Origin of the sequence: Yersinia hibernica (assembly GCF_004124235.1) — a bacterium.
GTDB lineage: Bacteria > Pseudomonadota > Gammaproteobacteria > Enterobacterales > Enterobacteriaceae > Yersinia > Yersinia hibernica.
In genome coordinates this window covers 747,825-773,890 of sequence record NZ_CP032487.1, presented here as the reverse complement: position 1 = coordinate 773,890, position 26,066 = coordinate 747,825, and the positions used below count along the sequence as shown (strand labels likewise).

Genomic DNA, 26,066 nt, shown 5'->3' with positions numbered 1-26,066 from the left:
GCAGGAGCATATGATGATTGAACAGCCCCGAGTTTGTATACAGGTGCAAAGTATCTACGTGGAAACTCAGTCGATACCCGACGAAGAGCGTTTTGTCTTTGCTTACACCGTGACGATTCGTAATTTGGGCCGTTCCAATGTGCAACTGATTGGTCGTTATTGGTTAATCACCAATAGTAATGGTCGGCAGACCGAAGTTCAGGGTGAAGGGGTTATCGGCGAGCAGCCGCTGATCCTACCTGGTAATGAGTTCCAATATACTAGTGGTGCTGTGTTAGAAACACCGCTGGGTACCATGGAAGGACATTATGAAATGGTTGACCACCTCGGTCAGGCTTTCCGTACTGCGATTCCGGTCTTTCGCTTAGCGATCCCCGCCCTGATCCATTAACCCTGATCTCAATTATGTCGACTTATCTTATTGGTGATGTCCATGGCTGTCTCGATGAGTTGCTTGCGCTGTTGGCGCAGGTCAATTTCGCCCCACAGCAGGATACTTTATGGCTAACCGGTGACTTAGTTGCCCGTGGCCCAGCCTCACTGGATGTGTTGCGCTACGTTCGCTCATTAGGGCCTGCTGTGCGCATGGTTCTGGGTAACCATGACCTCCATTTACTGGCCGTTTATGCTGGCATCAGCCGTAATAAACCCAAAGATCGCATTACTCCACTGCTGGAAGCACCCGATGCTGACGAGCTGGTGAATTGGCTCCGCCGCCAGCCAGTCTTGCAAGTCGATGACGAGCTAAAATTAATCATGGCCCATGCGGGGATCACTCCTCAGTGGGATATCGAAACAGCTCAAATGTGTGCCCGTGAAGTCGAAGCTGTCTTGAGTAGTGATAGCTACCCCTTGTTCCTTGATGCCATGTACGGTGATATGCCAAACAACTGGTCACCAGAGCTCACAGGGCTAAGCCGTTTGCGTTTTAGCACCAATGCATTGACTCGCATGCGTTTTTGTTTCCCTAATGGGCAATTGGATATGATCTGTAAAGACACCCCAGAGAATGCCCCCGCCCCTCTTAAACCCTGGTTTGAGCTGCCGAGGCTGGTCAGTCCCGAGTATTCAATCATCTTTGGTCACTGGGCATCACTGGAAGGGAAAGGTGTCCCTGAGGGGATTTACGGGCTGGATACAGGTTGTTGCTGGGGCGGCAATTTAACCCTCCTGCGCTGGGAAGATAAACGTTATTTCACACAGCCAGCTTTCAAGGTCGAAGCTGAAATAAAGGCCATTGATGGGTTGGCTGGAATATCAGACGATCCCCCGAATTACCTGTAATAATTTAAAGGCGCGTAACCTTGCGCAGTTCCATACCACCGCAATTTAGGACGGCTCAACCATAAGAAAAAAGCCCATTAAAATGGGCTTTTCAAGTGCAAGATGGGAAGATATCCGCTCACGTTTAACGCCGCTCCAAAATCTCGAAACAATAGCTATGTGAATTAGCATCGTCTGCATCATGGAACTCACTAAAAGTACTTTCCCATTCATCTGGCTCATAATCTGGAAAGTGAGTATCGCCGCCAACTTCTGCATCAATATGAGTGATATACATACGGTTAGCACGGTCTAAGAATTGCTTGTAGACACGCCCGCCGCCCATCACCATCACTTCTTCCACCTCACCCGCTAAAGCCAGTGCATCATCAATAGAGCTGGCCCATGTCACCCGGTTATCAGCTCCAGGTTGGCTGCTGATAACAATATTCAAGCGCCCCGGCAGAGGGCGGCCAATAGACTCGAATGTCTTACGACCCATAATTACCGGTTTATTTAGTGTGTTACGTTTGAACCACGCTAAATCAGCCGGTAAATGCCATGGCATGGCGTTTTCCATACCAATAACGCGATCCGCTGCCAATGCAGCGATCAGGCTGATAATCATTGTTAAACCCTGTAGGCTGCTAGAGCCAGTCCCGAAAAATTGCTCACACTATACGTAAAGCCTAATCCAGCGTCGATAGCGATAAGCGGGCTAATCACACATATAAGACAGCTCCTAGCCGGATACAAAAAACAGGGAAGAAAAAAACCTTATACACCAGGACGTTTGCGATATAACCATAATCCTGGAAGGGATAAACCAATCGACAACGCGCCAACAATAAATGATGCTTTTAAGAAGTTGGTCACCATTGTGGACATTAAGGCCTCGCTATAGCCCAAATGAGAAATTTCGACTACCGAGATCATCGCGGTATAAGCAGAAATCCCTGGAAACATAGGAATAACAGCGGCAACAGTGAATACTTTCGGATGCGCCAGTAACCAGCGTGACCAATTAATCCCAATCATCCCGATCATGATTGAAGCTAATAATGACGCGGGTTCGATATCCATACCAAAATGAATCATTAGCATGCGCGAACCGTGCCCGAGAGCACCCAGCAATGCACAATACCGTAATGCCCGCACCGGCACATTAAATACCATAGCAAACCCCAGCGCCGGAATCGCCGCCAATACCATATCTTGCAATAATGCCCAGAGTAAATTCATCACCACCCCCGCAATCCCCACATCGCCATTGCGAATATCACCCCAATACAGGTTGATAGCGTTAATAAACTCGCCATTGTCCAACGAGCCAGCCCAGTATTAACATGCCCTTTAAACATATCGGCGACCGCATTTATCAGTGGGAATCCGGGAACTAACAGCAGCACGCTGGCGGCCATTGCGACACTGGAAGCTTGTTGGAAAAACGGTAAACGCATCAATAGCCCTGAGACGGATGTCGCGACAAACGCCGTGATACAGAAGTTAATCAGTGGATTCATATGGCGAATGGTTAAACTTTGGCGCACAAACATCGCCAGTCCACTGGCCAAGAAAGTGATCGTGAATGCATCCCAACCGCCACCATTTAGCCGGCTAAAACAGCCACATGATAAGGCCACCATCACCACCACTAACCAGCGCGGATAGCGCAGCGGCTTAATATTCTCAAAGCGTTTTTCCACATCTTTTGCATCTAACAAATGATGTTCCACCATAATCACAATATGCTGCACCTCCGTCACGACGTGCATATTGATGCCCCGGTCAATATTTTTGCGGGTGGAGGTCAGACAATTACCTTGGCTAATAGTGGTTAATACCACGGCATTGGCCGAGATGGAGCTTTCAACACTGTCCATCCCCAGCGCCATACCAAGACGGGCGGATAGCTGCTCCACCAGCATACTTTCGGCCCCGTGTTGCAGCAGCAGCAATGCGCATTTGATGCACAGCCGTGTAATTTCGCGCTGCTTCTGATCCGCTACCTCACTGTTTATCACATTATCCAAGCTCATATTCGTGCATCACTATCCGTCAAAAGAGTAAAAGATAAATGCTCAATTCCATCACGGCTGATAACCCAGCCGCGCGCTGAACAAAGAAGAATTAATGCAGGGAGCACCCAGTGGCGCTATTATCGTCAGACAGCACCACTTTCACTCGGTAATCCTTATGCTTGAAACCTCTTTATTTGTCGCGACAATTGCTACATTGGGCATGCTCTCCCCCGGCCCCGATTTCTTTTTGGTGATTAAAAATGCCGCCCGCTATCGCCGCCCCGCAGCAATGATGACCGCACTCGGCGTCATCTTGGGCGTTGCTACCCACATGTCTTACTGCGTGGCTGGCCTGGCGGTGGTTATCACCACCACACCCTGGCTGTTCAATTTTTTGAAATATGCCGGTGCCTGCTATTTGATATGGATTGGTATTCAGGCGCTGCTGTCGCGCGGAGCAAGTAAACTCAGCATCGATAACGCCACACAATCCCCCATCACACTGAAAGCCGCCTTCTTGCAGGGATATCTTTGCAATTTATTGAATCCCAAAGCGACTCTCTTCTTCCTCGCCGTTTTCACACAAATATTACAGATTAACTCCGGCGTGGGTGAAAAACTGTGGTACGCCTCAATCATCTGGCTACTGGCCGTTATCTGGTGGCCTTTGCTGGTCATTCTGATTCAAAGTGCGCCAGTGCGCCGTGGTTTGGCGAAAGCGCAAAAAGTGGTCGATAAATTACTGGGCGGCCTGTTGATAGGCTTAGGTATCAAAGTCGCCTTAAGCTAACCACACGGGCATTGTGCCTGCTCGCGCTAAGGTACTATCCACAATCTGGCCAGCGCTAACATTGGTGAAGATCAATGTTGTTCATGAACCCTATTATTGTTTATGAAACAGGCTGTTTGTATGGTTAAAAGCCAAAAGTCTATAAATAGTGAGCATAAAAAAGGGCGATGTCGCCATCGCCCTATTATTTACAACCAAAATTAACCTTTCATATTCTTAATCTTGGCATGCATCTCTTGTACTGAAATCACTTGGTCGGTTGGATCTGCATTCAGCGCCATGGCGGTGGCAAAACCGCCATTCAGCGTGGTGTCGTAATGCACCTTATATTGCAAAGCACTGCGACGAATCAATTTGGAGTCTTCAATCGCCTGACGCCCGGCCGTGGTATTCACGATATAAGTGTATTCGCCATTCTTAATACGGTCTTGAATGTGCGGACGACCTTCATGCACCTTGTTGACCAGGCGCGGATTTATTCCGGCCTCACCCAACACCACCGCAGTACCGTGAGTCGCATCCAGTTCAAAACCCTGCTTCAGCAATTTCGCTGCCAAATCAACGACTCGATGCTTATCACCCTCGCGCACGGATAACAGCGCACGGCCACTCTTTTTCATACCAGACTGACTGCCTAACATCGCTTTCGAGAAAGCTTCGGCGAAAGTGCGGCCAACCCCCATAACTTCACCGGTAGAGCGCATTTCTGGCCCTAAAATCGGGTCAACTCCCGGGAATTTGTTGAATGGCAACACCACTTCTTTGACGGAGTAGTAAGGGGGAATAATCTCTTCCAGAACACCCTGCTGTGCTAATGTCTGCCCCACCATCACCCGCGCGGCAATTTTCGCCAGTGGCATGCCGGTCGCTTTAGACACAAATGGCACCGTACGAGCCGCGCGTGGGTTCACTTCAATCAGGTAAACTTCGTTATTTTTCACCGCAAACTGCACGTTCATCAAGCCACGCACACACAGTTCAAAGGCCAGTTTTTCCACTTGCTGGCGCATAACATCCTGAATTTCCTTGCTCAGGGTGTAAGCCGGCAATGAACAGGCGGAGTCACCGGAGTGAACCCCTGCTTGTTCAATGTGCTCCATAATGCCGCCGATTAATACCCGCTCACCGTCACAAATGGCATCGACGTCGACTTCAACCGCATCATCCAAGAAACGGTCCAGCAGCACCGGCGCATCATTCGAGACACTGACCGCATTTTGGAAGTAACGGCGCAAATCGGTCTCGTCATACACGATTTCCATGGCGCGGCCACCCAGAACATAAGATGGGCGCACCACCAGCGGATAACCCAGACCAGTGGCTTTCTCGACCGCCTGTTCAATCGTCGCGACGGTGGCGTTAGCCGGTTGTTTCAAGCCCAGACGATTGACCGCCTGTTGGAAACGCTCACGGTCTTCAGCGCGGTCAATTGCATCCGGGCTGGTGCCGATGACCGGTACGCCAGCGGCTTCCAACTCACGAGCCAATTTCAGTGGTGTTTGCCCACCATACTGCACAATGACGCCGGTCGGTTTTTCGATACGGACGATTTCCAGCACGTCTTCCAATGTCACAGACTCAAAATAGAGGCGGTCTGAGGTGTCATAGTCAGTTGAGACGGTTTCCGGGTTACAGTTCACCATAATGGTTTCATAACCGTCTTCACGCAGTGCCAGTGATGCATGCACACAGCAATAGTCGAATTCAATCCCTTGGCCGATGCGATTCGGGCCGCCACCGAGCACCATGACTTTCGGGCGGTCGCTGGTTGGGTTAGCTTCGCACTCTTCCTCATAGGTCGAGTACATATAGGCAGTATCGGTAGAGAATTCAGCCGCACAGGTATCGACGCGCTTATAAACCGGGTGCAAACCATATTTGTAACGCAGCTTGCGCACTTCACTTTCAGCGGCACCAACCAATTTTGCCAGACGAGCATCGGCAAAACCTTTGCGTTTCAAGTGGCGCATGAACTCGGCGGTCAGGCCATTGATACCGCATTCCGCCACACTCTCTTCCAGACGAACCAGCTCTTCAATCTGCACCAAGAACCAGCGGTCAACATTGGTCAGGTTGAAGACGCCATCCACAGACATTCCAGCACGGAATGCATCAGCGATGTACCAGATGCGGTCAGAACCGGCTTCTTTCAATTCGCGGCGAATCTTGGTCAGGGCTTCAGGGTCATCGAGGCTCACTTTAGGGTCAAAGCCGGTGGCACCTACTTCCAGACCACGCAGGGCTTTTTGCAGTGACTCTTGCTGAGTGCGCCCAATGGCCATCACTTCACCGACCGATTTCATCTGTGTGGTTAGGCGGTCATTGCTCCCGGCAAATTTTTCGAAGTTAAAACGAGGAATTTTGGTGACCACATAATCAATGGATGGCTCAAAGGAAGCTGGAGTACGCCCCCCCGTGATGTCATTCATCAACTCATCCAGCGTATAGCCCACCGCCAATTTGGCAGCAATCTTGGCAATTGGGAAGCCGGTAGCTTTAGAGGCCAGAGCAGAAGAGCGGGATACACGCGGGTTCATTTCAATCACAATCAAACGGCCGTTTTTCGGGTTAACCGAGAATTGCACGTTGGAACCGCCGGTTTCTACGCCGATTTCACGCAATACTGCCATCGAGGCATTACGCATGATTTGATATTCTTTGTCAGTCAGAGTCTGCGCCGGGGCTACTGTGATGGAGTCGCCGGTATGGATGCCCATGGCATCGAAGTTCTCGATAGAGCAGACAATAATGCAGTTGTCGTTTTTATCGCGGACAACTTCCATTTCATACTCTTTCCACCCAATCAGTGACTCATCGATAAGCAACTCTTTGGTTGGCGATAAATCCAGACCGCGCTCGCAGATTTCTTCAAACTCTTCGCGGTTATACGCGATACCGCCACCGGTGCCGCCCATGGTGAAAGATGGGCGAATGATGCATGGGAAGCCAACATCCGCCGCTACCGCCAGCGCTTCGTCCATGTTATGCGCAATACCTGAACGCGCAGTATCCAGACCAATTTTTTTCATCGCGATATCAAAGCGACGGCGGTCTTCGGCTTTATCAATGGCATCAGCGGTCGCACCAATCATGGTGACGCCAAACTCAGCCAGCACCCCCTGACGCTCCAATTCTAATGCGCAGTTCAGTGCAGTCTGGCCGCCCATGGTTGGCAATACTGCGTCCGGGCGCTCTTTTTCAATGATTTTGCGCACCACTTCCCAGTGAATCGGCTCGATATAAGTTGCATCGGCCATCTCGGGGTCAGTCATGATGGTGGCGGGGTTAGAGTTCACCAGAATAACGCGGTAACCCTCTTCGCGCAGTGCCTTACAAGCCTGAGCACCCGAATAGTCAAACTCACAAGCCTGGCCGATAACAATCGGGCCTGCGCCCAGAATCAGGATGCTTTTTATATCTGTACGTTTTGGCATGGTATTCGCTCCTGATTATTTATTGGTATGGCTCGCGGTCGCGCGATGAGCTTTAATCAGCTCGATAAAGTGATCAAACAGCGGGGCGGCATCATGCGGCCCTGGGCTGGCTTCCGGGTGCCCCTGGAAGCTAAACGCTGCTTTATCGGTACGGTGAATCCCTTGCAGAGAACCATCGAATAAAGAAACGTGTGTGGTGCGTAGGTTGGAGGGCAATGAGGTTTCATCAACCGCAAAACCGTGGTTCTGCGCGGTGATCATCACGCAATTGGCATCCAGGTCTTTTACCGGGTGGTTGCCACCGTGATGACCAAACTTCATTTTGACCGTTTTTGCGCCGCTCGCTAGGGCCAGCAACTGATGGCCTAGGCAAATACCAAACACCGGGATATCAGTATCCAAGAAGCGTTTAATCGCCGCGATAGCATAATCACATGGCTCCGGATCGCCTGGGCCGTTGGACAGGAAAATACCATCCGGACTTAACTTCAGAACATCTTCAGCTGGGGTCTGTGCCGGGACAACAGTTAGGCGGCAGCCTCTATCAACCAGCATACGCAGAATATTGCGCTTCACACCATAGTCGTAAGCAACAACATGGAATGGGAGGTCTGCTGGCTGTTTCGCAGCCGGTAAATCCCCTTCTAATGTCCAACTACCTTGCAGCCAGTGATAAACCTCTTTGGTGGTCACTTCTTTGGCCAGATCCATGCCTTTTAAGCCCGGAAATGCTTTGGCTTTTTCCAGTGCCAACGCAGCATCAGACAAATCACCCACAATAATGCAGCCGTTTTGTGCACCCTTCTCGCGCAGTAACCTGGTCAACTTACGCGTATCGATATCCGCAATTGCCACGATATTGTGGCGCTTGAGATATTCAGCTAAGCCTTCTTCATTACGGTAGTTGCTGGCAATCAATGGCAGGTCGCGAATGACAAGACCTTGGGCGTGTACTGCGGAGGATTCTTCATCGGAGGCATTGGTGCCGACATTGCCGATATGAGGATAAGTAAGAGTGACTATCTGGCGGGAGTAGGAAGGATCAGTAAGGATTTCTTGATAACCGGTCATCGACGTATTGAAGACCACTTCCCCCACTGCCGTACCCTCTGCCCCGATGGCCCGACCGTGAAATTGGGTTCCGTCTTCGAGAACCAATAGCGCTGACTTAATCAAAACACCCTCCAAGGAATAAACAGTCACATTATTTGCATATTAATTCATACCTAGCGACCTAAATCAATGCAAAAACCGCCCTCAAAGCTAATTTTTGGCAAATTGGGCGCATTTTAATGATGAGTGATGCTCTTGTCTAGCCAAAGTGCCATTTTTTCTCTGTTTTTTAACGTTCTCATTAAAATGAGTAGATTACCGTGGCAAAAACACATGCTAACTTAATATAGTAAACGGTTGCGAGGGTGAGTGACTGAAAAAAAACGCGCTGGTGTGATGAAAATGAGTAATAGGGCTTAACGGGGAGGATAAAAGACAAAAAATAGATAGAAAACACATAAAAATAAATGTTAACAATAAAAAATATAATTAATTGTATTATTTATCAATTTAAATAAAAAAGGACAATAAAATATTGCCCTGTTATCATATGATTATGATAAAAACAACCACATCACGGGTTGTACTTTACACCATTAAAGTTCGTTTAAATTCAGTACATCCCGCATGTCAAATAGGCCATTTTGGTGCTTAGATACCCAAATAGCAGACTTAACCGCCCCATTGGCAAAAGTCATGCGACTGCTCGCTTTGTGCGTGATTTCAACCCGCTCGCCAATATCAGCAAACATCGCGGTATGTTCCCCGACAATATCGCCTGCGCGCACAGTGGCAAAACCGATAGTACCCGGCTGACGCTCTCCGGTGTGGCCCTCGCGGCTATAAACGGCACAATCTTTCAGTGACCGACCTAAAGATTCGGCTATCGCCTCCCCCATTGCCAACGCGGTACCCGATGGCGCATCCACTTTATGGCGATGATGGGCTTCAATAATTTCGATATCGGTGTAATCCCCCATCACTTTAGCGGCCTTCTCAAGCAACTTAAGCACCACATTGACCCCAACACTGAAGTTGGCGGCGAACACAATGCCAATATCCGATGCGGCGGCACTGATAACGGCTTTGCCAGCATCATCAAAGCCAGTGGTACCAATGACCATGGCTTTACGGTGTTTGCGGCAAATCGCTAAATGTTCCAATGTGCCCTCTGGGCGAGTAAAGTCGATCAACACATCAAAATGATCAGTTACTTTCGATAAATCATCATTTACCTGGATATTCAGTGAACCGGTACCGGCCAATTCACCCGCATCACTTCCCACTAACGTGGAACCTACCCGCTCAACAGCAGCCCCCAGTACAACACCTTTTGTCTGTGTAATTGCCTGGATAAGCTGCCGGCCCATGCGGCCACCCGCGCCGACAACGGCGATACGAATTGTTGAATCAGTCATTAGTTCTCCCAATATTGTGTCATCTACCCTGACAAGGGTTCAGATTAGCTGCCTGCCATGGACTCTACCAGCCTATTTAATCTGTATTAGAAAAAAATGATATACGCCCATTTTTATCAGTGAAACCACTTAATTCCTTGCATCACGTCCGCCGCCTCAAGCCGATAGCCTTTGTAAGCGGCCAAATGCCCCATTCAGCGGGTTACAGTGCGATTACCCTTCATCAAGCATAATGCGCTTATTAAGCATATTCATGCAGTTATTACGATATTTACCGGTAAAAAAAGCAGCCACGAAGGGCTGCTTGATATTGCTGATGAATACTTAGCCGAGATCAATCGATCTGTTTAACCTCAACACGTAATTCTTTGGGAACTTCAAAGACGATATTTTCTTCACGACCACGTAGTTCAACAGACCCGCCAGCCCCGAGGGTTTGCAAGCGAGCAATAACTTGCTGCACCAGAATATCCGGTGCCGAGGCCCCGGCGGTGACGCCAATGCACGCCGCATTCTCTAGCCATGACTCTTGGATATCAGCTGCAGAATCAATCAGATAAGCCGATTTCCCCATACGCTGCGCGAGTTCAGCCAGGCGGTTCGAGTTAGATGAATTTTTCGAACCAACCACCAGGACAACATCGGCATCATTTGCCAAATTCCGCACCGCTTCTTGCCGGTTAGTTGTGGCATAGCAGATATCGTCTTTACGTGGGCCGATAATCTTCGGGAACCGCTGGTGTAAAGCATCAATCACTGCGGCGGTATCATCAACTGACAAAGTGGTCTGAGTCATAAAGCAGAGATTGTTCTCGTCTTTAACATTCAGTTGCCACACATCATCAGGCGATTCGACCAAATACATGCCCCCTTTCGGGTTATTGTATTGCCCCATGGTGCCCTCCACTTCCGGATGACCAGCATGGCCTATCAGGATAGCTTCTTTCCCTTTGCGACTGGCGCGCGCAACTTCCATATGAACTTTGGTCACCAGTGGGCAAGTCGCATCAAACAACATGGTTAGCTCACGCGCACGGGCTTCTGCCCGCACAGCCTGCGACACACCATGGGCCGAGAAAATCAAAATGGAGCCATCCGGCACCTCAGAGATATCCTCAATAAAAATAGCACCGCGTTCCCGAAGACTATCAACTACATAGCGGTTGTGTACCACTTCATGGCGCACATAAATTGGCGCGCCATACATCTCGATCGCGCGTTCAACAATACTGATAGCCCGATCAACTCCGGCACAAAAGCCGCGTGGATTAGCCAACAATATCTGCATGCGTTGCCTCCTGTTGGGGGTCAATCTCCAGCACTTCAATATCAAAGCTGACGATATGCCCAGCCAACGGGTGATTAAAATCAACAGTAATGGACTCTTCCGCCACTTCTCGCACCACTCCTGGCATTTCACTGCCATCACGGGTGGTAAACAGCATAATCGTGCCGGCATCCGGTACACCGGTTTGAGCAAAATCGCGCTGAGTGAAGTACTGAATCAAATCAGGACTTTCCAAACCAAATGCATCTTCAGGCTGCAAGGTAAAAGTGTGCTTATCGCCCACTTTCAGACCTATCAACTGCTGCTCCAGCGCGTCACTTAGGCTGCTATCGCCTAACCGAAATAGCGCGGGTTTGCCATGAATATGAGTTGATTCTGCCGTTGAGCCATCTTCCAGTTTCAGAGTGAAATGCACCAATACGGCGCTATTGTCTTGTACAAGCTCTGACATATCACTCACCTTTATTTATAGCTGTTTTTTCAGCAGGGCTTAAAAAGCCTTCAAATATCACTAACGCAGCACCGATACAGATGGCGGTATCGGCAATGTTAAATGTCGGGAAATGCCAGTTATTGACGTGAAAGTCGATAAAATCGATTACCGCGCCATGTACCATGCGGTCAAATAAGTTACCTAACGCCCCCCCGATAATCAGGGCATAAGCACAGTTTAGTAGGCGCTGCTTGGCAGTAGAGCGATACATCAGCACCATCAATAGGACTGAAATACCGATAGCTATCCCTGCAAAGAACCAGCGCTGCCAGCCACTTTTATCGGCAAGGAAGCTAAACGCCGCGCCAAAATTCTGCGCATAAGTCAGGTTGAAAAAAGGAATCAGCGGCACGGACTCATACAGAGCAAAGTGGGTCATGACCCACTGCTTGCTCCCGAGATCCACAATCACCACCAATACAGCCAGCCATAACCAGCGCAATCCGGTCGAACAAATCGATTTACTCATCAGGCGTACTTACGCTCTTCACCGTCTCCGGCAACGTTAGTGACACAGCGGCCGCACAGTTCAACGTGTTCCGCATCCAAACCGATGTCTTGCGTGTAATGCCAGCAACGCGGGCACTTCTCGCCATCAGCTTTGTTAAAGGTAATTTTCAGCCCAGCAATCAGCTCGCTTTGCTGTGCATCATCACCAGCATCAGCATAATCTGCGACTGTCGCAGCTGACGTCAGCAACACAAAACGCAACTCATCTTGCAAGCTGTTCAGGCGGGCAGCCAGTTCAGGAGTAGCAAACAGAGTCACGGCTGCCTCCAGCGAACCACCAATACGTTTATCGCTACGCGCTTGCTCCAACACTTTGTTCACTTCACCACGAATTTTCAACAGCTCAGCCCAGAAAGTATCGTTCATACTCTCATCGCCGGCCAACCCAAACAGACCGTCATACCACTCTTCAGTGAAGACATACTGTGGGCGCTCGCCGGGCATTTCGTTCCAAATCTCATCGGCCGTGAAGGACATGATGGGTGCCATCCAACGAACCAATGCTTCTGCAATGTGGAATAATGCCGTCTGGCAGCTGCGGCGCGCTACGCTATCGCCTTTCGCGGTGTACTGGCGGTCTTTAATGATATCGAGGTAGAAAGACCCCATCTCAACCGAACAGAATTGCATCAAGCGCTGTACCACCAAGTGGAAATCGTAATTTTCATACGCGGCCATAATCTCGGCTTGGGCGGCTTGAGCACGGCCCACGGCCCAGCGGTCTACCACGACCATATCTTCTGGAGCGACCTGATGCAATGCAGGATCGAAACCATTCAGGTTAGCCAGCAAGAAGCGCGCAGTATTGCGAATCCGGCGATAAGAATCAGCAGAGCGTTTCAGAATTTCATCAGAAACAGCAATTTCACCGGTGTAATCGGTCGATGCCACCCACAGGCGCAGAATATCGCCGCCCAGTTTGTTCATGACATCTTGCGGGCTGATGGTATTACCGATGGATTTGGACATTTTGCGCCCCTGACCATCAACGGTGAAACCATGTGTCAGCACCTGACGATAAGGCGCTTTGCCTTTCATCGCAGTCGCAATCATCAATGACGACATAAACCAGCCGCGGTGTTGGTCAGAGCCCTCCAGATACATATCCGGGCTATGGCCATTAAACTCAGGACGCACATCAACAACTGAAGAATGTGTTGAGCCGGAGTCAAACCAGACGTCCAGAGTGTCTGGCACTTTGACGTAATCAGCAGCATCAGCCCCTAAAATCTCAGCAGGGTCCAGATCCCACCACGCCTGAATACCGTCTTGCTCGACACGTTTGGCAACTTCTTCCATTAATTCAGTGCTGCGCGGGTGAAGCACTTCCGTCTCTTTATGGACAAACAGAGACATTGGCACGCCCCAAGTGCGCTGGCGTGAAATACACCAATCTGGGCGATTTGCCACCATGGTTTCAATCCGCGCCTGACCCCAATCCGGGATCCACTGCACGCCTTTTATCTCTGCCAAAGACTGCTTGCGCAGACCTTTTTGATCCATACTAATGAACCATTGCGGCGTAGCACGGAAGATAATTGGCGTTTTGTGACGCCAGCAGCATGGGTAACTGTGAACCAGTTTCTCAACTTTCAGCAACGCGCCTTTTTCGCGCAGCAGCTCCACAATTACATCATTAGCTTTAAACACAAACAGGCCGTCCAACGTCGGGTAAGTCCCCGTTAGATAGCAACCGTTCGGGCCAACCGGATTAGCCACTTCTAAACCGTATTTTTGACCAATCACAAAGTCATCTGGGCCGTGTCCAGGTGCGGTGTGAACCGCGCCAGTACCGGCATCCAGAGTCACGTGGTCACCTAAAATCGCCGGCACATCAAAGCCCATAAATGGATGACTGAAGCGCAACAGTTCAAGGTCTGACCCTTTACAGTTGCCCAATATCGTCCATTCGCTGATGCCAGCACGTTTCATCACGCTTTCGACCAAATCAGCGGCCAAAATCAAACATTCGCCTTCTACTTGCACCAGCTGATAAATATATTCAGCATTCAGTGAGATAGCGCGGTTCGCAGGCAAAGTCCACGGAGTAGTCGTCCAGATAACCAGTGAAATCGGGCCATTAACCTGAGTTACGCCAAATTTTGCACTCACAGCAGTTGCATCGACGGCATTAAAACGCACATCAATAGACGGCGAAGTTTTATCGTAATATTCAACTTCAGCTTCTGCCAATGACGAGCCGCAGTCGGTACACCAATGCACGGGTTTTGCACCTTTATGCAGGTGGCCGTTATCAATAATTTTGCTTAGCGCGCGAATGATATTGGCTTCAGTTTTGAAATCCATCGTCAGGTAAGGATGGTCCCAATCGCCCAACACCCCTAGACGGATGAAATCTTTCTTCTGGCCTTCAACTTGTTCAGCCGCATATTTGCGGCAAGCAGCACGGAACTCCGCGGCACTGACTTTCTCGCCCGGCTTACCAATTAATTGCTCAACTTTTAACTCGATCGGCAGACCGTGGCAGTCCCAACCTGGGATATAAGGTGAGTCGTAGCCAGCCATTCCTTTCGATTTAACAATAATATCTTTGAGAATTTTGTTAACAGAGTGACCAATGTGAATGTTGCCGTTCGCATAAGGAGGGCCATCGTGCAGAATAAAGGTTTTTTTACCTTTCTTGGCTGTACGAATAATCCCGTACAGATCCTGCTCATACCAACGTTTCAGCATGTCAGGTTCACGCTTAGCCAAATCGCCGCGCATCGGGAACCCCGTTTCAGGCAAATTCAGGGTATTCTTGTAGTCACTCATTAGATTCTCGGTTCCGTTTCGGCTAGAAATATTAAACCGGTGTCTTTAGCCCGAAAAATGTTCGGGCCGTCACCACATCATTGGCGATTTGCTGCTTCAACGCATCGAGCGAAGCAAAACGCTGTTCATTGCGCAGTTTCGCGCGAAGCACCACATCAATATGGCGCCCATAAAGATCCATAGTTACATCAAGCAGATGAACCTCTAGCTGCTGGCGAATGCCCGCAACGGTCGGCCGAGTGCCAATATTGGCCACTCCGGGTAATGGCTTTGGACTTAGGCCATAAACATCAACCGCATACACTCCTTTTACTGGAGCAACTAAACGTTTTAACGGCAAGTTCGCCGTAGGGAAGCCAATAGTGCGCCCCAGTTCGTCACCGTGAACCACGCGGCCGGAAATACGATACGGGTGACCCAGCAGTGTCTCAGCCAACACCAAGTCGTCGTCAGAAAGTGCCTGCCGAATCGCGGTGCTGCTAATACGCAGGCCGCTATCACAAAAGCTGTCGGTGCTTATTACATCAAAACCAAATTCAGCCCCCGCTTGCTGTAATAGCTGAAAATCCCCCTGACGCCCGGCGCCAAAGCGGAAATCATCACCAACAGTTAAAAACTTAACACCCAACTTCTCTACCAGCAACTGAGCAACGAAAGCTTGCGCAGTCATCGCGGCAAAACGCGGATCAAACTTAACGCATAATAAATAGTCAACACCGGCATCGGCCAAATATCTGGCTTTATCACGTAAACGCGTCAGTCGAGCCGGTGCTTTGTCCGCTGCAAACAATTCCAGTGGTTGCGGTTCAAATATCATGACCATTACGGGTAAGCCCAAGCGCTGACCTTCACACTTTAGCTGCTCCAATAAGGCTTGATGTCCGCGATGGACACCATCAAAGTTACCGATAGTTAGCACGCAACCATGGTGGCGTGCCCGGATATTATGTATACCGCGAATTAGCTCCATAGCTGGCTCAAAACAGTGGAAATCGCCGGATTATACCTTGTACAGCGGTTAAGGTTAACCCGCGATTCGTACCTTTAGCTGAAAGTCATACCATTTTGCCAAAAATTGTGCAGGTAAAATCCCTTTTACTGACTTTATCCTGTAGAATACGCACGCCGTTGAATACAGAAGCAGCTTGAGATTTTTACAAGAACCACCGTCGAATCCCTTCGAGGCAGTGAACTGTGGAATTTTCTTTCGAAAGACTGTATTCCACAGCGCGAAGCTGGTAAAATCCCGCTCCATCACAACGTAGCAAGTGCCGCCCGTACAAACGGCGCTTATTTGCACAAATCCATTGACAAACGAAGGCTAAAAGGGCATATTCCTCGGCCTTTGAATTGTCCTCAATAGAATATATTTGGGAGTTGGACCTTGGCTAATATCAAATCAGCTAAGAAACGCGCCGTACAGTCTGAGAAACGCCGCAAGCATAACGCTAGCCGTCGCTCAATGGTGCGTACCTTCATTAAGAAGGTGTATGCGGCAATCGCAGCTGGCGATAAAGACGCAGCGCAAAAAGCATTTAATGAGATGCAACCAATCGTGGATCGTCAGTCCTGTAAAGGTCTGATCCACAAAAATAAAGCAGCGCGCCATAAGTCAAACTTGGTAGCGCAAATCAACGCAATGCAGTAATTGTATTACGTTGGCTGCTTAGTAAAAAGACCGGCTTAGGCCGGTTTTTTTACGTCTTTTACAAACCCACAACACTTGTTAATCTGCCAGTTTTAGCCACTAAAAAGTGCGGAGAAATCTTTGTTACACACTCGCTGCACCGCTGGATGTTGAATCATGCGCTCGGCAAAAATAACGTAATACTCTTCCTGCACATTATCTAAACGACCAATTTCTACAATGTCATCATCTTTAGCATAAGTATTGGCAGCATACAGTGTCGGTGCAACAAAAATGGCATTGTTATAAATAGCAAAAGCTTTCATCAGCGCTGCATCATCAAACTCACCGAGAATTTCCACCTGCAACCCTTTGCTATTGATCCAATTTAATAATTTGCGCCCCAGCATTGAACGACGCCCTGGGATCAACAAACGCTTTTGTTGCAGACAGGCAGGAAACGGCAAGTCCGGGATAGGTTGACGACAATAAAAACTGACACTGCATTCGCCCAATTTTACTGAGAACAACCCCTCTTGCTGGCTGGAATCAACCGGACAATCAGACAAAATCATATCCAACTTATGCTGGCTCAACTGCTCTAGCAACATTTCATGGGTGGATTCAAAACAGCGTAAATGGATTTTTTCATGGTCCACCACGGCAGTTTCCAGTACCTGACTAATTAATCGCTTGGATAATGCATCAGCAACGCCGACATCAAAGAGCAAGTTAGATTCTTTGCGATAGTTAACAATATCCAGCATTTCATGGCTGAGCATGAACATCTTATCGGCATAGCGAAAAACCAATTGCCCTAATTCTGATGGCACCAGCCCACGCCCTTGGCGCTTAAATAATTTCCCCCCCAGACGTTCTTCTAATGCTTTAATTTGCCCGGTAATAGTTTGTGGCGTCAAAAATAAAGCTTCAGCAGCCCCCACCACAGAGCCTTCTTTGCAGACCTGCCAGAAATAATAAAGATGATTGAAATTGATATGTGACATTCGCATATTGTTATCTCCTTAACATATCGCCTAGCCAAATAGATGGCCCCGCGCACGACTCAACGTTCCCTGTTCTGAGACTTCACAAATAAATGGTGAGCCTAAAATTCGTCAAATAGAACGCCAGTGCCTTTATGAGCGGCACTGGCTATTCAAATAGTCATCAGTGGGCTATTTTTCTTTTCACCGGTAAGACCATACGCAATAAGCTGTAACCAACAACCGCGGCGGTAGTAGAGCCGAGTAATATGCCCAATTTAGAGTAGGTCGTCAGAGCAATATCAGCGCCATCAAATGCCAGTGAAGCAATAAATATCGACATGGTGAAACCAATACCGCACAACACTGACACCGCAAAAATCTGCTTAAAATTGATTGCATCGGGCAGTATAGCAACTCCTAACTTAACCGCTAGCCAACTGAACAGGAAAATACCCAGTGGTTTACCAATAAATAAGCCGCTCGCAATCCCCAGAGGCAGTAGTGATGTCATGCCAGAGAGTGAAACTCCTTGCAATGAAACCCCCGCATTAGCAAAAGCGAATAACGGCAGAATCAAATAAGCAACCCACGGATGTAAGCCATGCTCCAGTGATTCCGATGGCGAACGTTTATCTTTCGTGTGCAGCGGGATCATAAAGCCGACAATGACACCAGCCAAGGTCGCATGCACACCAGATTTAAGGATACACACCCACAGCACCAACCCGACCAATAGATAGGCCGATGTTTTCCCAACACCACGCCAATTCATATAGCCCAATAGCGCAATGGCCGCAGCGGCAATCCCCAAGGCGGGCACTGAAACCTCATGGGTATAGAACAATGCAATGATAATGATGACACCCAAGTCGTCAATAATAGCTAATGCCAATAAAAAGACTTTCAGGCTGGTTGGAACTCGGTTCCCCAGCAATGCCATCACGCCCAGCGCAAAAGCAATATCAGTGGCGGCGGGAATGGCCCAACCTTGGCGGGTGACCTCATCCGCCCCATTAAACAGCAAGTAAATCAGGGCGGGTGCCAGCATACCGCCCAAAGCAGCAATTGCTGGGAACACCGCTTTATCGCGCCCCGCCAGTGACCCTTCCATCAGTTCGCGCTTCACTTCCAAGCCGACAACCAGGAAAAACACCGCCATTAAACCATCATTAATCCATAGCAACAGGGGCTTACTGATATCCAGTGATGCTATTTTTACTGATACTGGTATATCAAGAAATGATTGATAGCTCCCCTGCAGTGGGCTGTTGGCCATGCATAAAGCCACCGCGGCGGCAAAAATGAGAATTAAGCCGCCAGCGGCCTCTTGGCGTAAAAATTGACGAATCATATTTGTCACAATGAAAACTCCTTACATCGGACAGTGAGCAGCTGCTCGGCAAATCAATTCATAAATTTTAGGATAACCATTAACTCGAAAAAAGTCGTTTTTATGGCAATAAATACTCGGTAAAACCGAGTCATTCCTGATGTGCATCACAGATATTCAGCTATGACGGCGAAAAAAATCCCCGATGTTTATCGAGGATTTTAATTTTCATCTGTTTTATTAGCTGGTTAACCGCTAGCGGGTCAGATCATCAAAAAATTTCTTAACGCCATCTAAGAAACTTTTGGAGCGAGGGCTGTTTTTCTCACCCGCCACACCAACAAAACTTTCTTCCAGTTCGCGCAGCAATTGCTTCTGTTTTTCACTCAGGTGAACCGGTGTCTCGACGACAACACGGCACAGCAGGTCGCCCTGACTGCCACCCCGAACAGATTTAACCCCTTTACCACGCATACGGAACAATTTGCCGGTTTGTGTTTCCGCAGGGACTTTCAGCTTAACTCGGCCATCCAACGTCGGGACTTCAATCTCGCCGCCTAAGCTTGCCATGGCAAAGTTAATCGGCACTTCACAATACAGATTATTGCCTTCGCGCTCGAAGATTGGGTGCGCTTTAACCTCAACCTGAACATATAAATCACCCGCAGGTGCACCATGCTCGCCAGCTTCACCCTCACCACTTAAACGGATGCGATCGCCGGTATCCACCCCTGCCGGAATTTTAACCGACAGCGTTTTTGATTTCTCAACACGGCCATGTCCATGACATTTATTGCACGGGTCCTTAATGATTTGACCGCTGCCATGACAAGTCGGACATGCCTGCTGTACGGTGAAGAACCCTTGGCGCATATGTACCTGACCTGCACCACGGCACGTCGAGCAGGTTACCGGAGAACTGCCCGGTTTAGCACCGCTACCATGGCAAACATCACATTCATTTAGCGTGGGGATGCGGATTTCTTTGGTCACACCGCGCACCGCTTCTTCCAACGTCAGTTCCATGTTGTAGCGCAAGTCTGAACCACGGGAAGCTCGCTTACGACGGCCACCACCAAAGATATCACCGAAAACATCACCAAAAATGTCGCTAAAATCGGCACCACCACCAAAACCGCCGCCGCCCATACCACCTTGCTCAAAGGCGGCGTGACCATATTGGTCATATGCTGCGCGCTTTTGCGGGTCGGTTAGCACTTCGTAAGCTTCTTTAACTTCTTTGAAATTTTCGCCGGTATCGTTCTCGTCCTGATTACGGTCCGGGTGATACTTTACCGCTAGGCGTTTATAGGCCTTTTTGATCTCACGTTCATCGGCGTCCTTTTTAACGCCTAAAACCTCGTAATAATCTCTCTTCGCCATTCTCTTTTTTTCCTACCCTTAACATGCGTGCACGGGCGTAGAGTTTCCTCGACGCCCGTGCTGGTTTCCAGCAACAGTAAGGCCTACCACTGCTGTGCCCGCTTAAGGGCAATTATTTTTTGTCTTTAACTTCTTCGAATTCGGCGTCTACCACGTCGTCTTCTTTCTTGGCACTGGTATCACCAGCATCACCACCAGCGGCCGCTTGCTGCTGCTGAGCCATTTCCAGCAATTTGCCAGAAACCTGCACCAGAGCCTGAGTTTTCGCCTCGATTTCAGCTTTGTCTTCGCCTTTCAGAGCTGCTTCCAGCGCTTTCACCGCATCTTCGATGGCAGTTTTGTCGTCTGCTGGCAGTTTGTCACCGGCCTCTTCCAACTGTTTACGAGTACCGTGAATCAGGTGGTCAGCTTGGTTACGGGTCTGTACCAGCTCTTCAAACTTACGGTCTGCTTCAGCGTTAGCTTCAGCATCACGTACCATTTTCTGGATCTCTTCCTCATTCAAACCAGAAGATGCTTTGATGGTTATCTTCTGCTCACGACCGGTATTTTTGTCTTTAGCAGACACATGCAAAATACCATCGGCGTCAATATCAAAGGTCACTTCGATTTGCGCTGCACCACGAGGTGCTGGCTGAATACCGTCCAGATTGAACTGACCCAGTGACTTGTTATCCTGAGCACGTTTACGCTCACCCTGAAGCACATGGATGGTGACCGCAGACTGGTTATCTTCCGCAGTAGAGAACACCTGGCTGTGCTTAGTTGGGATAGTGGTGTTTTTGGTGATAAGCGGAGTCATCACCCCGCCCATGGTTTCAATACCCAGTGACAGTGGCGTTACGTCCAACAACAGAACGTCTTTCACTTCACCAGACAGAACACCACCCTGCACTGCCGCACCAATCGCTACCGCTTCATCTGGGTTAACGTCTTTACGTGGTTCTTTACCAAAGAAATCAGCAACTTTCTTCTGAACCATTGGCATACGAGTCTGACCACCCACCAAGATAACATCCTGGATATCGGAAACAGACAAGCCAGCATCCTGCAGAGCCACTTTCAGTGGTTCAATTGAGCGGTTGACCAAATCTTCTACCAGTGACTCCAATTTAGCGCGAGTCACTTTGATGTTCATGTGTTTTGGACCATTGCCATCCGCCGTGATGTACGGCAGGTTAACGTCGGTCTGCTGAGCTGAAGACAGCTCAATTTTCGCTTTTTCAGCCGCTTCTTTCAGGCGCTGCATTGCCAGCGGATCAGTGCGCAGATCCATGCCTTGGTCTTTCTTGAACTCATCAACCAAGTAGTTAATCAGGCGGCTATCGAAGTCTTCACCACCCAGGTGGGTATCACCGTTGGTTGCCAGAACTTCAAAGGTTTTTTCGCCATCAACTTCATCAATTTCGATAATTGAGATATCGAAAGTACCGCCACCGAGGTCATAAACTGCGATAGTACGGTTGCCGACTTCTTTATCCAAACCGTAGGCCAATGCCGCTGCGGTTGGTTCGTTGATGATACGTTTTACTTCTAGACCTGCAATACGGCCAGCATCTTTGGTTGCCTGACGCTGAGCATCGTTAAAGTATGCAGGTACAGTGATAACCGCTTCAGTTACTGGTTCGCCCAGATAGTCTTCCGCCGTTTTCTTCATTTTCTTCAGCACTTCAGCAGAAATCTGCGGTGGTGCAATTTTCTGGCCACGAACTTCTAACCAAGCATCGCCATTATCAGCCGCAACAATTTTGTACGGCATGATACTTTTATCACGCTGCGCTTCTTCATCCTGGAAACGACGGCCAATCAAACGCTTAATAGCAAACAGTGTGTTTTCTGCGTTAGTAACAGCCTGACGTTTAGCTGGTTGACCAACCAGAATCTCACCATCTTGGGTATACGCGATAATAGAAGGCGTTGTGCGGTCGCCTTCGGCGTTTTCCAGCACGCGCGCAGTTGTGCCATCCATGATTGCAACACAAGAGTTGGTAGTACCCAAGTCGATACCAATAATTTTACCCATCTAGAACGCCTCCACTAAAAAGTCATATTCGGTCAAGTTACTAATCTATATGTGGGCGGATTGTTTTTTTTTCAACTGCCCGTATTTTCATAATCAATGATTTCACACCCAGCATTTTGCTGATGCATGCTTCCGCTGATTCGTGATTAGTCCCTGCGGTTGGAAATAAGATGGGGCCAGGAAACGCAGCATCAAGGGGGGAGATGAAAAAAAATTACTTTTTATCACCCTCAAGATCATTGTTTCCAATCGCGTGGATCATTATGATGCCGCGCGCACTGAGGGAATCGACGACTTTTTAGTCATTCAGGCGCTTTATACTTATTCGGATAATTATCCTTTTTTATTAGCATTCTGTTACTTGCAGAGGACTTATGAACACCACCAAGTTGGCGAACCCTGGCCCATTAGGCCTGATGGGCTTTGGGATGACCACCGTCTTGCTTAACCTGCACAACGCAGGCTTCTTTCCCCTGACCTCTGTTATTTTGAGTATGGGGATTTTTTACGGCGGTCTGGCACAAATTCTAGCGGGTATGCTGGAATATAAGAAAGGCAACACCTTTGCCGCCACTGCATTTACCTCTTATGGTGCATTCTGGTTGAGCCTGGTCGGTTTGCTGATGTTGCCAAAAATGGGTATGGCAGAAGCAACTGATGCACAATTCCTTGGCGTGTATTTAGGCCTATGGGGTATCTTCACGCTGTTTATGTTCTTCGGCACCTTGCCAGCTAACCGTGCCTTGCAGTTTGTGTTCGGTAGCCTGACGCTACTCTTTGCACTGCTGGCAATCGGTAACTTTACCGGTAACCATTCACTGTTGGTTTTTGCCGGTTTCGAAGGCATTATTTGTGGTGCCAGCGCCATTTACCTGGCAATGGCGGAAGTATTGAACGAGCAATATGGCCGCACAGTACTACCCATTGGTGAACCAAGCCCGCGTTTACAAGCACAAGCTGTAGTTTAATTACAAAAAACTGTAGCAGATAATATTTAATCACACCCTGAATACTTATTTTCAGGGTTTTTTATTACGCCTAATTATCATTTGTGGTGAATAGATTATTTTATAAAATTAGTCCTATAAAACAATTAAAAAGAATAATAAAAATAGATAATGCCAACGAAAAAAATATAATATAACATTATAAACCAGTAGGTAACATAGAGTAATAAATTAAACAACCCAAGGGTGCACCTATGAAAATAGTGATAAAACTATTAATCAGCATTATATTAATAATGTCGCAAGCAGCCTATTCAAACAAAGCTAAAGTTTGTTTTTATGAACTGCCTAATTTTGGCGGAAATTCATTTTGTTCTACTGAAGGTGAGGTAGGGTCTAATTATAATGATGGCTTTGATAACGAGATAGAATCAATATCTGTGCCACCGGGCATGGTCGTGACCCTTTATGATGGCGCCAATTTTACCGGTGAACAAATGATATTAAAAAATGACATTAACCTACCAGAACTCCAGCTATCGAGTTTATATAAAAATATAAATTCGTACGAAATAGCACCTGCCATTTGTTTTTATACCCAAGATCAATTTCAAGGTGATAGTATGTGTTTAGCAGCAGACCAACAAATAGATTTATATCATGATAGCGAACCCATTATTGAGTCTGGCCGAGATGTATTACTTATTCATAATGATAGTATTAGGTCAATAACAATTCCGAATGGAATGATGGCAAAAATATATAAGAATGATAATTTCAATTTACCTTTTTTCACACTAATAGAGAATATTACAGATGATGATTTGAAAGCCATCAAAATGAGCATGTCAATAACCAGCATCAAAGTAGCCGATAGAAAAGGCCTTAACTGCGACCAAAAGTGCGCCATCATAAATATCCATAAGATAAAACTTGATGATGCGTTTGGCGAATATTGGAATGATAGACGATTGCAAAACAGACAGGTAATATTAGTGTTTGACACTTCAGGCCTTGGAGAGGGTGACAATTATGACATTCAACTACTTAATGGTACTAGCGTTAATATAAACAAAAGAATTATTATATTCTCTGACTATAAAATGGTTAATAAATTTTATTTTGAACGTTATAAGCACAGTGACAACATTTCTTTTATTGTACAAATAAATATGGATTCCATACAAACACAATTCATTCAAACATTAAAACATAACTTAGTAGATATATCTCCCATTATCTCTTTTAATTGGATTAATGACATCAGTATTTCACCAGATATCATTATCACTAACTACAACCAAGGTAATCCTTTAGTTCTTGCCAAAACTATACTTACCGCAGATGCAGGCGATAAAGATTGGGAAAAGAGAGATTTAACTCAAACAAGTAAAATAATATGTGCTTTCACCCCTTTCTTAAATATTTACAACTATATTATCCGAGGTAAATGCCAGCAACTGGATGCCATCGTATTCAGTGTAGATCGATATTTCAACAGTAATACAAAAGGGAAAACCTTGCATATTGCCGGAAACAGCATCCCACTAAAACCCCAACCGATAACAAAAGAAGAACTATTAATACAAGAAGGCAGTGATGATCATATGACACTGACTTATATAGATAATATAATCAGTCAATCTCTAAGTCTGCCTGCGGTAGCTAAAACCTGCATGGTTTCAGTCTACTCCTTAATAAGCACTCGTCCCATCCGTCAAATAAGGCCTCAGTGTATTGATTGGACACTTGATATTATGACTGACTTCACATTACTGTTTGGTCATAGTTTAGATACTTGGAATACAGCATTTTTTGGCCGAATGATAGACACCATAATCAGAACAGGAAATATTGGTGTTGCTGCGGAGAATCAAGTAGTAGCAGATAGATTAATCAACGCTATAAAAGAAAAAATAATCGAGCGAAAGACCAGCAATGCTCTCAATGAGATAAAAACGGCATTTGACTATGCTCAGCTTAGTTACTTGACCTATGGTCTTTACTATTCATCTGATGACACACCATCTCAAGTTGAGACCTTACCATTAGGTATTTACGAGTTACTCTTAGAGACTTTTAGCTATAGACAAACTACCCCGATAATCATTTCACAGGGTGAATTAGTTGAACAAAATGACTTAGAATTCGAAGTAGAAATATTGCCAACACTGACACCAGAAGAAGAAGAAAAACTTTCAGACGTTGAAGTTAAAAATGCTCAAGCCATGCGTAAAAAACTCAGTGAAACCATTGCGCAATGGGGGCAGCAATATCAAGAGCCACATAATGGACAAGCCGCCAGTATGGATGACAGTCCAGATGAGAAAGACAGAGCACTCAGAAAACTTCACCATGCCGGATATATCGTGACCGGTATTATCAGCCGCAGATTACTCCTTCACCGCCCAGGTGAAATCTATGTGGTCATTAAACTACAGGGGCGAATTATCGCGGTTGTGCTGGCTGATCGTTTTAATAGCCAAGAGAGAGTTGAGCTGGTCGCTTCTGTCACCCTGCCAGAGTATGTTTTATTTCCCGACCGTGAAGGGACAGTAAGGGGAGCAGGCACTGCCGCGGTCAGAGAACTTAGCCGATATTTACAGCAACAAGGTGCCCAAACATTATTTTCTGAGGTTATTTCTCAGCCCTCAGCTCGCGTCAAACAAAAAGTCGGTTTTAACTTTAAGAGCGAGTTTTAGGGTTATAAGTCAAAAAATAG

The 26,066-nt window shown here is 47.5% G+C and carries 21 protein-coding genes; 6 read left to right on the top strand and 15 right to left on the bottom strand.

Features of this window, described 5'->3' with window-relative positions; all coding sequences use genetic code 11:
- Window positions 1-13: 13 nt before the first annotated feature.
- Window positions 14-391: a Co2+/Mg2+ efflux protein ApaG gene (gene apaG, locus D5F51_RS03730; RefSeq protein ID WP_129199168.1), complete on the top strand. Its 378-nt coding sequence runs from the start codon at window positions 14-16 to the stop codon at window positions 389-391.
- A gap of 14 nt (window positions 392-405) precedes the next feature.
- Window positions 406-1,284 (top strand): bis(5'-nucleosyl)-tetraphosphatase (symmetrical) ApaH, encoded by an 879-nt coding sequence (gene apaH / locus D5F51_RS03725; protein WP_129195648.1) that lies wholly within the window; start codon window positions 406-408, stop codon window positions 1,282-1,284.
- 124 nt (window positions 1,285-1,408) lie between these two features.
- Here the strand turns inward: apaH and folA are convergent, their stop codons facing one another.
- The 3 genes from folA to D5F51_RS03710 all read right to left on the bottom strand — a co-directional run bounded on the left by folA (window position 1,409) and on the right by D5F51_RS03710 (window position 3,302).
- Complete coding sequence (gene folA / locus D5F51_RS03720) at window positions 1,409-1,891, bottom strand: type 3 dihydrofolate reductase (protein WP_129195647.1); 483 nt, start codon at window positions 1,889-1,891, stop codon at window positions 1,409-1,411.
- Window positions 1,892-2,040: 149 nt separating this feature from the next.
- On the bottom strand, window positions 2,041-2,505 hold the full coding sequence (locus D5F51_RS03715; RefSeq protein WP_162301679.1) for a threonine/serine exporter: 465 nt from the start codon (window positions 2,503-2,505) through the stop codon (window positions 2,041-2,043).
- Window positions 2,505-3,302 (bottom strand): threonine/serine exporter family protein, encoded by a 798-nt coding sequence (locus D5F51_RS03710; protein ID WP_129195646.1) that lies wholly within the window; start codon window positions 3,300-3,302, stop codon window positions 2,505-2,507. The genes D5F51_RS03715 and D5F51_RS03710 overlap by 1 nt, the downstream gene beginning before the upstream one ends.
- A gap of 157 nt (window positions 3,303-3,459) precedes the next feature.
- Between D5F51_RS03710 and D5F51_RS03705 the strand changes: the two genes are divergently transcribed.
- On the top strand, window positions 3,460-4,074 hold the full coding sequence (locus D5F51_RS03705) for a LysE family transporter (RefSeq protein WP_025379549.1): 615 nt from the start codon (window positions 3,460-3,462) through the stop codon (window positions 4,072-4,074).
- A 200-nt stretch (window positions 4,075-4,274) separates the two neighbouring features.
- Here D5F51_RS03705 and carB read toward each other — a convergent pair whose 3' ends face one another.
- The 8 genes from carB to ribF all read right to left on the bottom strand — a co-directional run bounded on the left by carB (window position 4,275) and on the right by ribF (window position 16,015).
- A complete protein-coding gene (gene carB / locus D5F51_RS03700; RefSeq protein WP_129195645.1) occupies window positions 4,275-7,508 on the bottom strand; it encodes a carbamoyl-phosphate synthase large subunit in 3,234 nt (1,077 codons plus the stop codon).
- A gap of 15 nt (window positions 7,509-7,523) precedes the next feature.
- Window positions 7,524-8,684, bottom strand: coding sequence for a glutamine-hydrolyzing carbamoyl-phosphate synthase small subunit (carA, locus tag D5F51_RS03695; RefSeq protein ID WP_129195644.1), 1,161 nt, complete (start codon window positions 8,682-8,684; stop codon window positions 7,524-7,526).
- 473 nt (window positions 8,685-9,157) lie between these two features.
- The gene (dapB, locus tag D5F51_RS03690) at window positions 9,158-9,979 is read right to left on the bottom strand and encodes a 4-hydroxy-tetrahydrodipicolinate reductase (protein WP_129195643.1); all 822 of its coding nucleotides are present in this window, start codon (window positions 9,977-9,979) and stop codon (window positions 9,158-9,160) included.
- 334 nt (window positions 9,980-10,313) lie between these two features.
- Window positions 10,314-11,267, bottom strand: a complete 954-nt coding sequence (ispH, locus tag D5F51_RS03685) for a 4-hydroxy-3-methylbut-2-enyl diphosphate reductase (protein ID WP_129195642.1) — start codon at window positions 11,265-11,267, stop codon at window positions 10,314-10,316.
- Window positions 11,248-11,718 carry an FKBP-type peptidyl-prolyl cis-trans isomerase gene (gene fkpB / locus D5F51_RS03680; RefSeq protein ID WP_025379554.1) on the bottom strand — a complete coding sequence of 157 codons (471 nt, stop codon included), beginning with the start codon at window positions 11,716-11,718 and terminating at the stop codon, window positions 11,248-11,250. Before fkpB ends, ispH begins: the two co-directional genes overlap by 20 nt.
- Before the next feature lies 1 nt (window position 11,719).
- Window positions 11,720-12,229 carry a signal peptidase II gene (gene lspA, locus D5F51_RS03675; protein ID WP_025379555.1) on the bottom strand — a complete coding sequence of 170 codons (510 nt, stop codon included), beginning with the start codon at window positions 12,227-12,229 and terminating at the stop codon, window positions 11,720-11,722.
- A complete protein-coding gene (gene ileS / locus D5F51_RS03670) occupies window positions 12,229-15,045 on the bottom strand; it encodes an isoleucine--tRNA ligase (protein WP_087769554.1) in 2,817 nt (938 codons plus the stop codon). Before ileS ends, lspA begins: the two co-directional genes overlap by 1 nt.
- 31 nt (window positions 15,046-15,076) lie before the next feature.
- A complete protein-coding gene (gene ribF, locus D5F51_RS03665) occupies window positions 15,077-16,015 on the bottom strand; it encodes a bifunctional riboflavin kinase/FAD synthetase (RefSeq protein ID WP_025379557.1) in 939 nt (312 codons plus the stop codon).
- A gap of 414 nt (window positions 16,016-16,429) precedes the next feature.
- Here ribF and rpsT point away from each other — a divergent pair, with 414 nt between their 5' ends.
- Window positions 16,430-16,693: a 30S ribosomal protein S20 gene (gene rpsT, locus D5F51_RS03650; protein WP_002220715.1), complete on the top strand. Its 264-nt coding sequence runs from the start codon at window positions 16,430-16,432 to the stop codon at window positions 16,691-16,693.
- Between the two features lie 92 nt (window positions 16,694-16,785).
- On the opposite strand, the gene nhaR is transcribed toward rpsT, so the two are convergent.
- The 4 genes from nhaR to dnaK form a co-directional block, all read right to left on the bottom strand.
- The gene (gene nhaR / locus D5F51_RS03645; RefSeq protein ID WP_129195641.1) at window positions 16,786-17,685 is read right to left on the bottom strand and encodes a transcriptional activator NhaR; all 900 of its coding nucleotides are present in this window, start codon (window positions 17,683-17,685) and stop codon (window positions 16,786-16,788) included.
- A 157-nt stretch (window positions 17,686-17,842) separates the two neighbouring features.
- Window positions 17,843-19,021: a Na+/H+ antiporter NhaA gene (nhaA, locus tag D5F51_RS03640; protein ID WP_129195640.1), complete on the bottom strand. Its 1,179-nt coding sequence runs from the start codon at window positions 19,019-19,021 to the stop codon at window positions 17,843-17,845.
- A gap of 225 nt (window positions 19,022-19,246) precedes the next feature.
- Window positions 19,247-20,374 carry a molecular chaperone DnaJ gene (gene dnaJ / locus D5F51_RS03635; protein ID WP_129195639.1) on the bottom strand — a complete coding sequence of 376 codons (1,128 nt, stop codon included), beginning with the start codon at window positions 20,372-20,374 and terminating at the stop codon, window positions 19,247-19,249.
- Window positions 20,375-20,486: 112 nt separating this feature from the next.
- The gene (gene dnaK, locus D5F51_RS03630) at window positions 20,487-22,397 is read right to left on the bottom strand and encodes a molecular chaperone DnaK (protein ID WP_129195638.1); all 1,911 of its coding nucleotides are present in this window, start codon (window positions 22,395-22,397) and stop codon (window positions 20,487-20,489) included.
- A gap of 374 nt (window positions 22,398-22,771) precedes the next feature.
- On the opposite strand from dnaK, the gene satP reads away from it, so the two are divergent.
- Together satP and D5F51_RS03620 are read left to right on the top strand one after the other, a co-directional pair.
- Window positions 22,772-23,365, top strand: a complete 594-nt coding sequence (gene satP / locus D5F51_RS03625) for an acetate uptake transporter (RefSeq protein ID WP_129195637.1) — start codon at window positions 22,772-22,774, stop codon at window positions 23,363-23,365.
- Between the two features lie 233 nt (window positions 23,366-23,598).
- Window positions 23,599-26,046: a peptidase inhibitor family I36 protein gene (locus tag D5F51_RS03620; RefSeq protein ID WP_129195636.1), complete on the top strand. Its 2,448-nt coding sequence runs from the start codon at window positions 23,599-23,601 to the stop codon at window positions 26,044-26,046.
- Window positions 26,047-26,066: the final 20 nt, after the last annotated feature.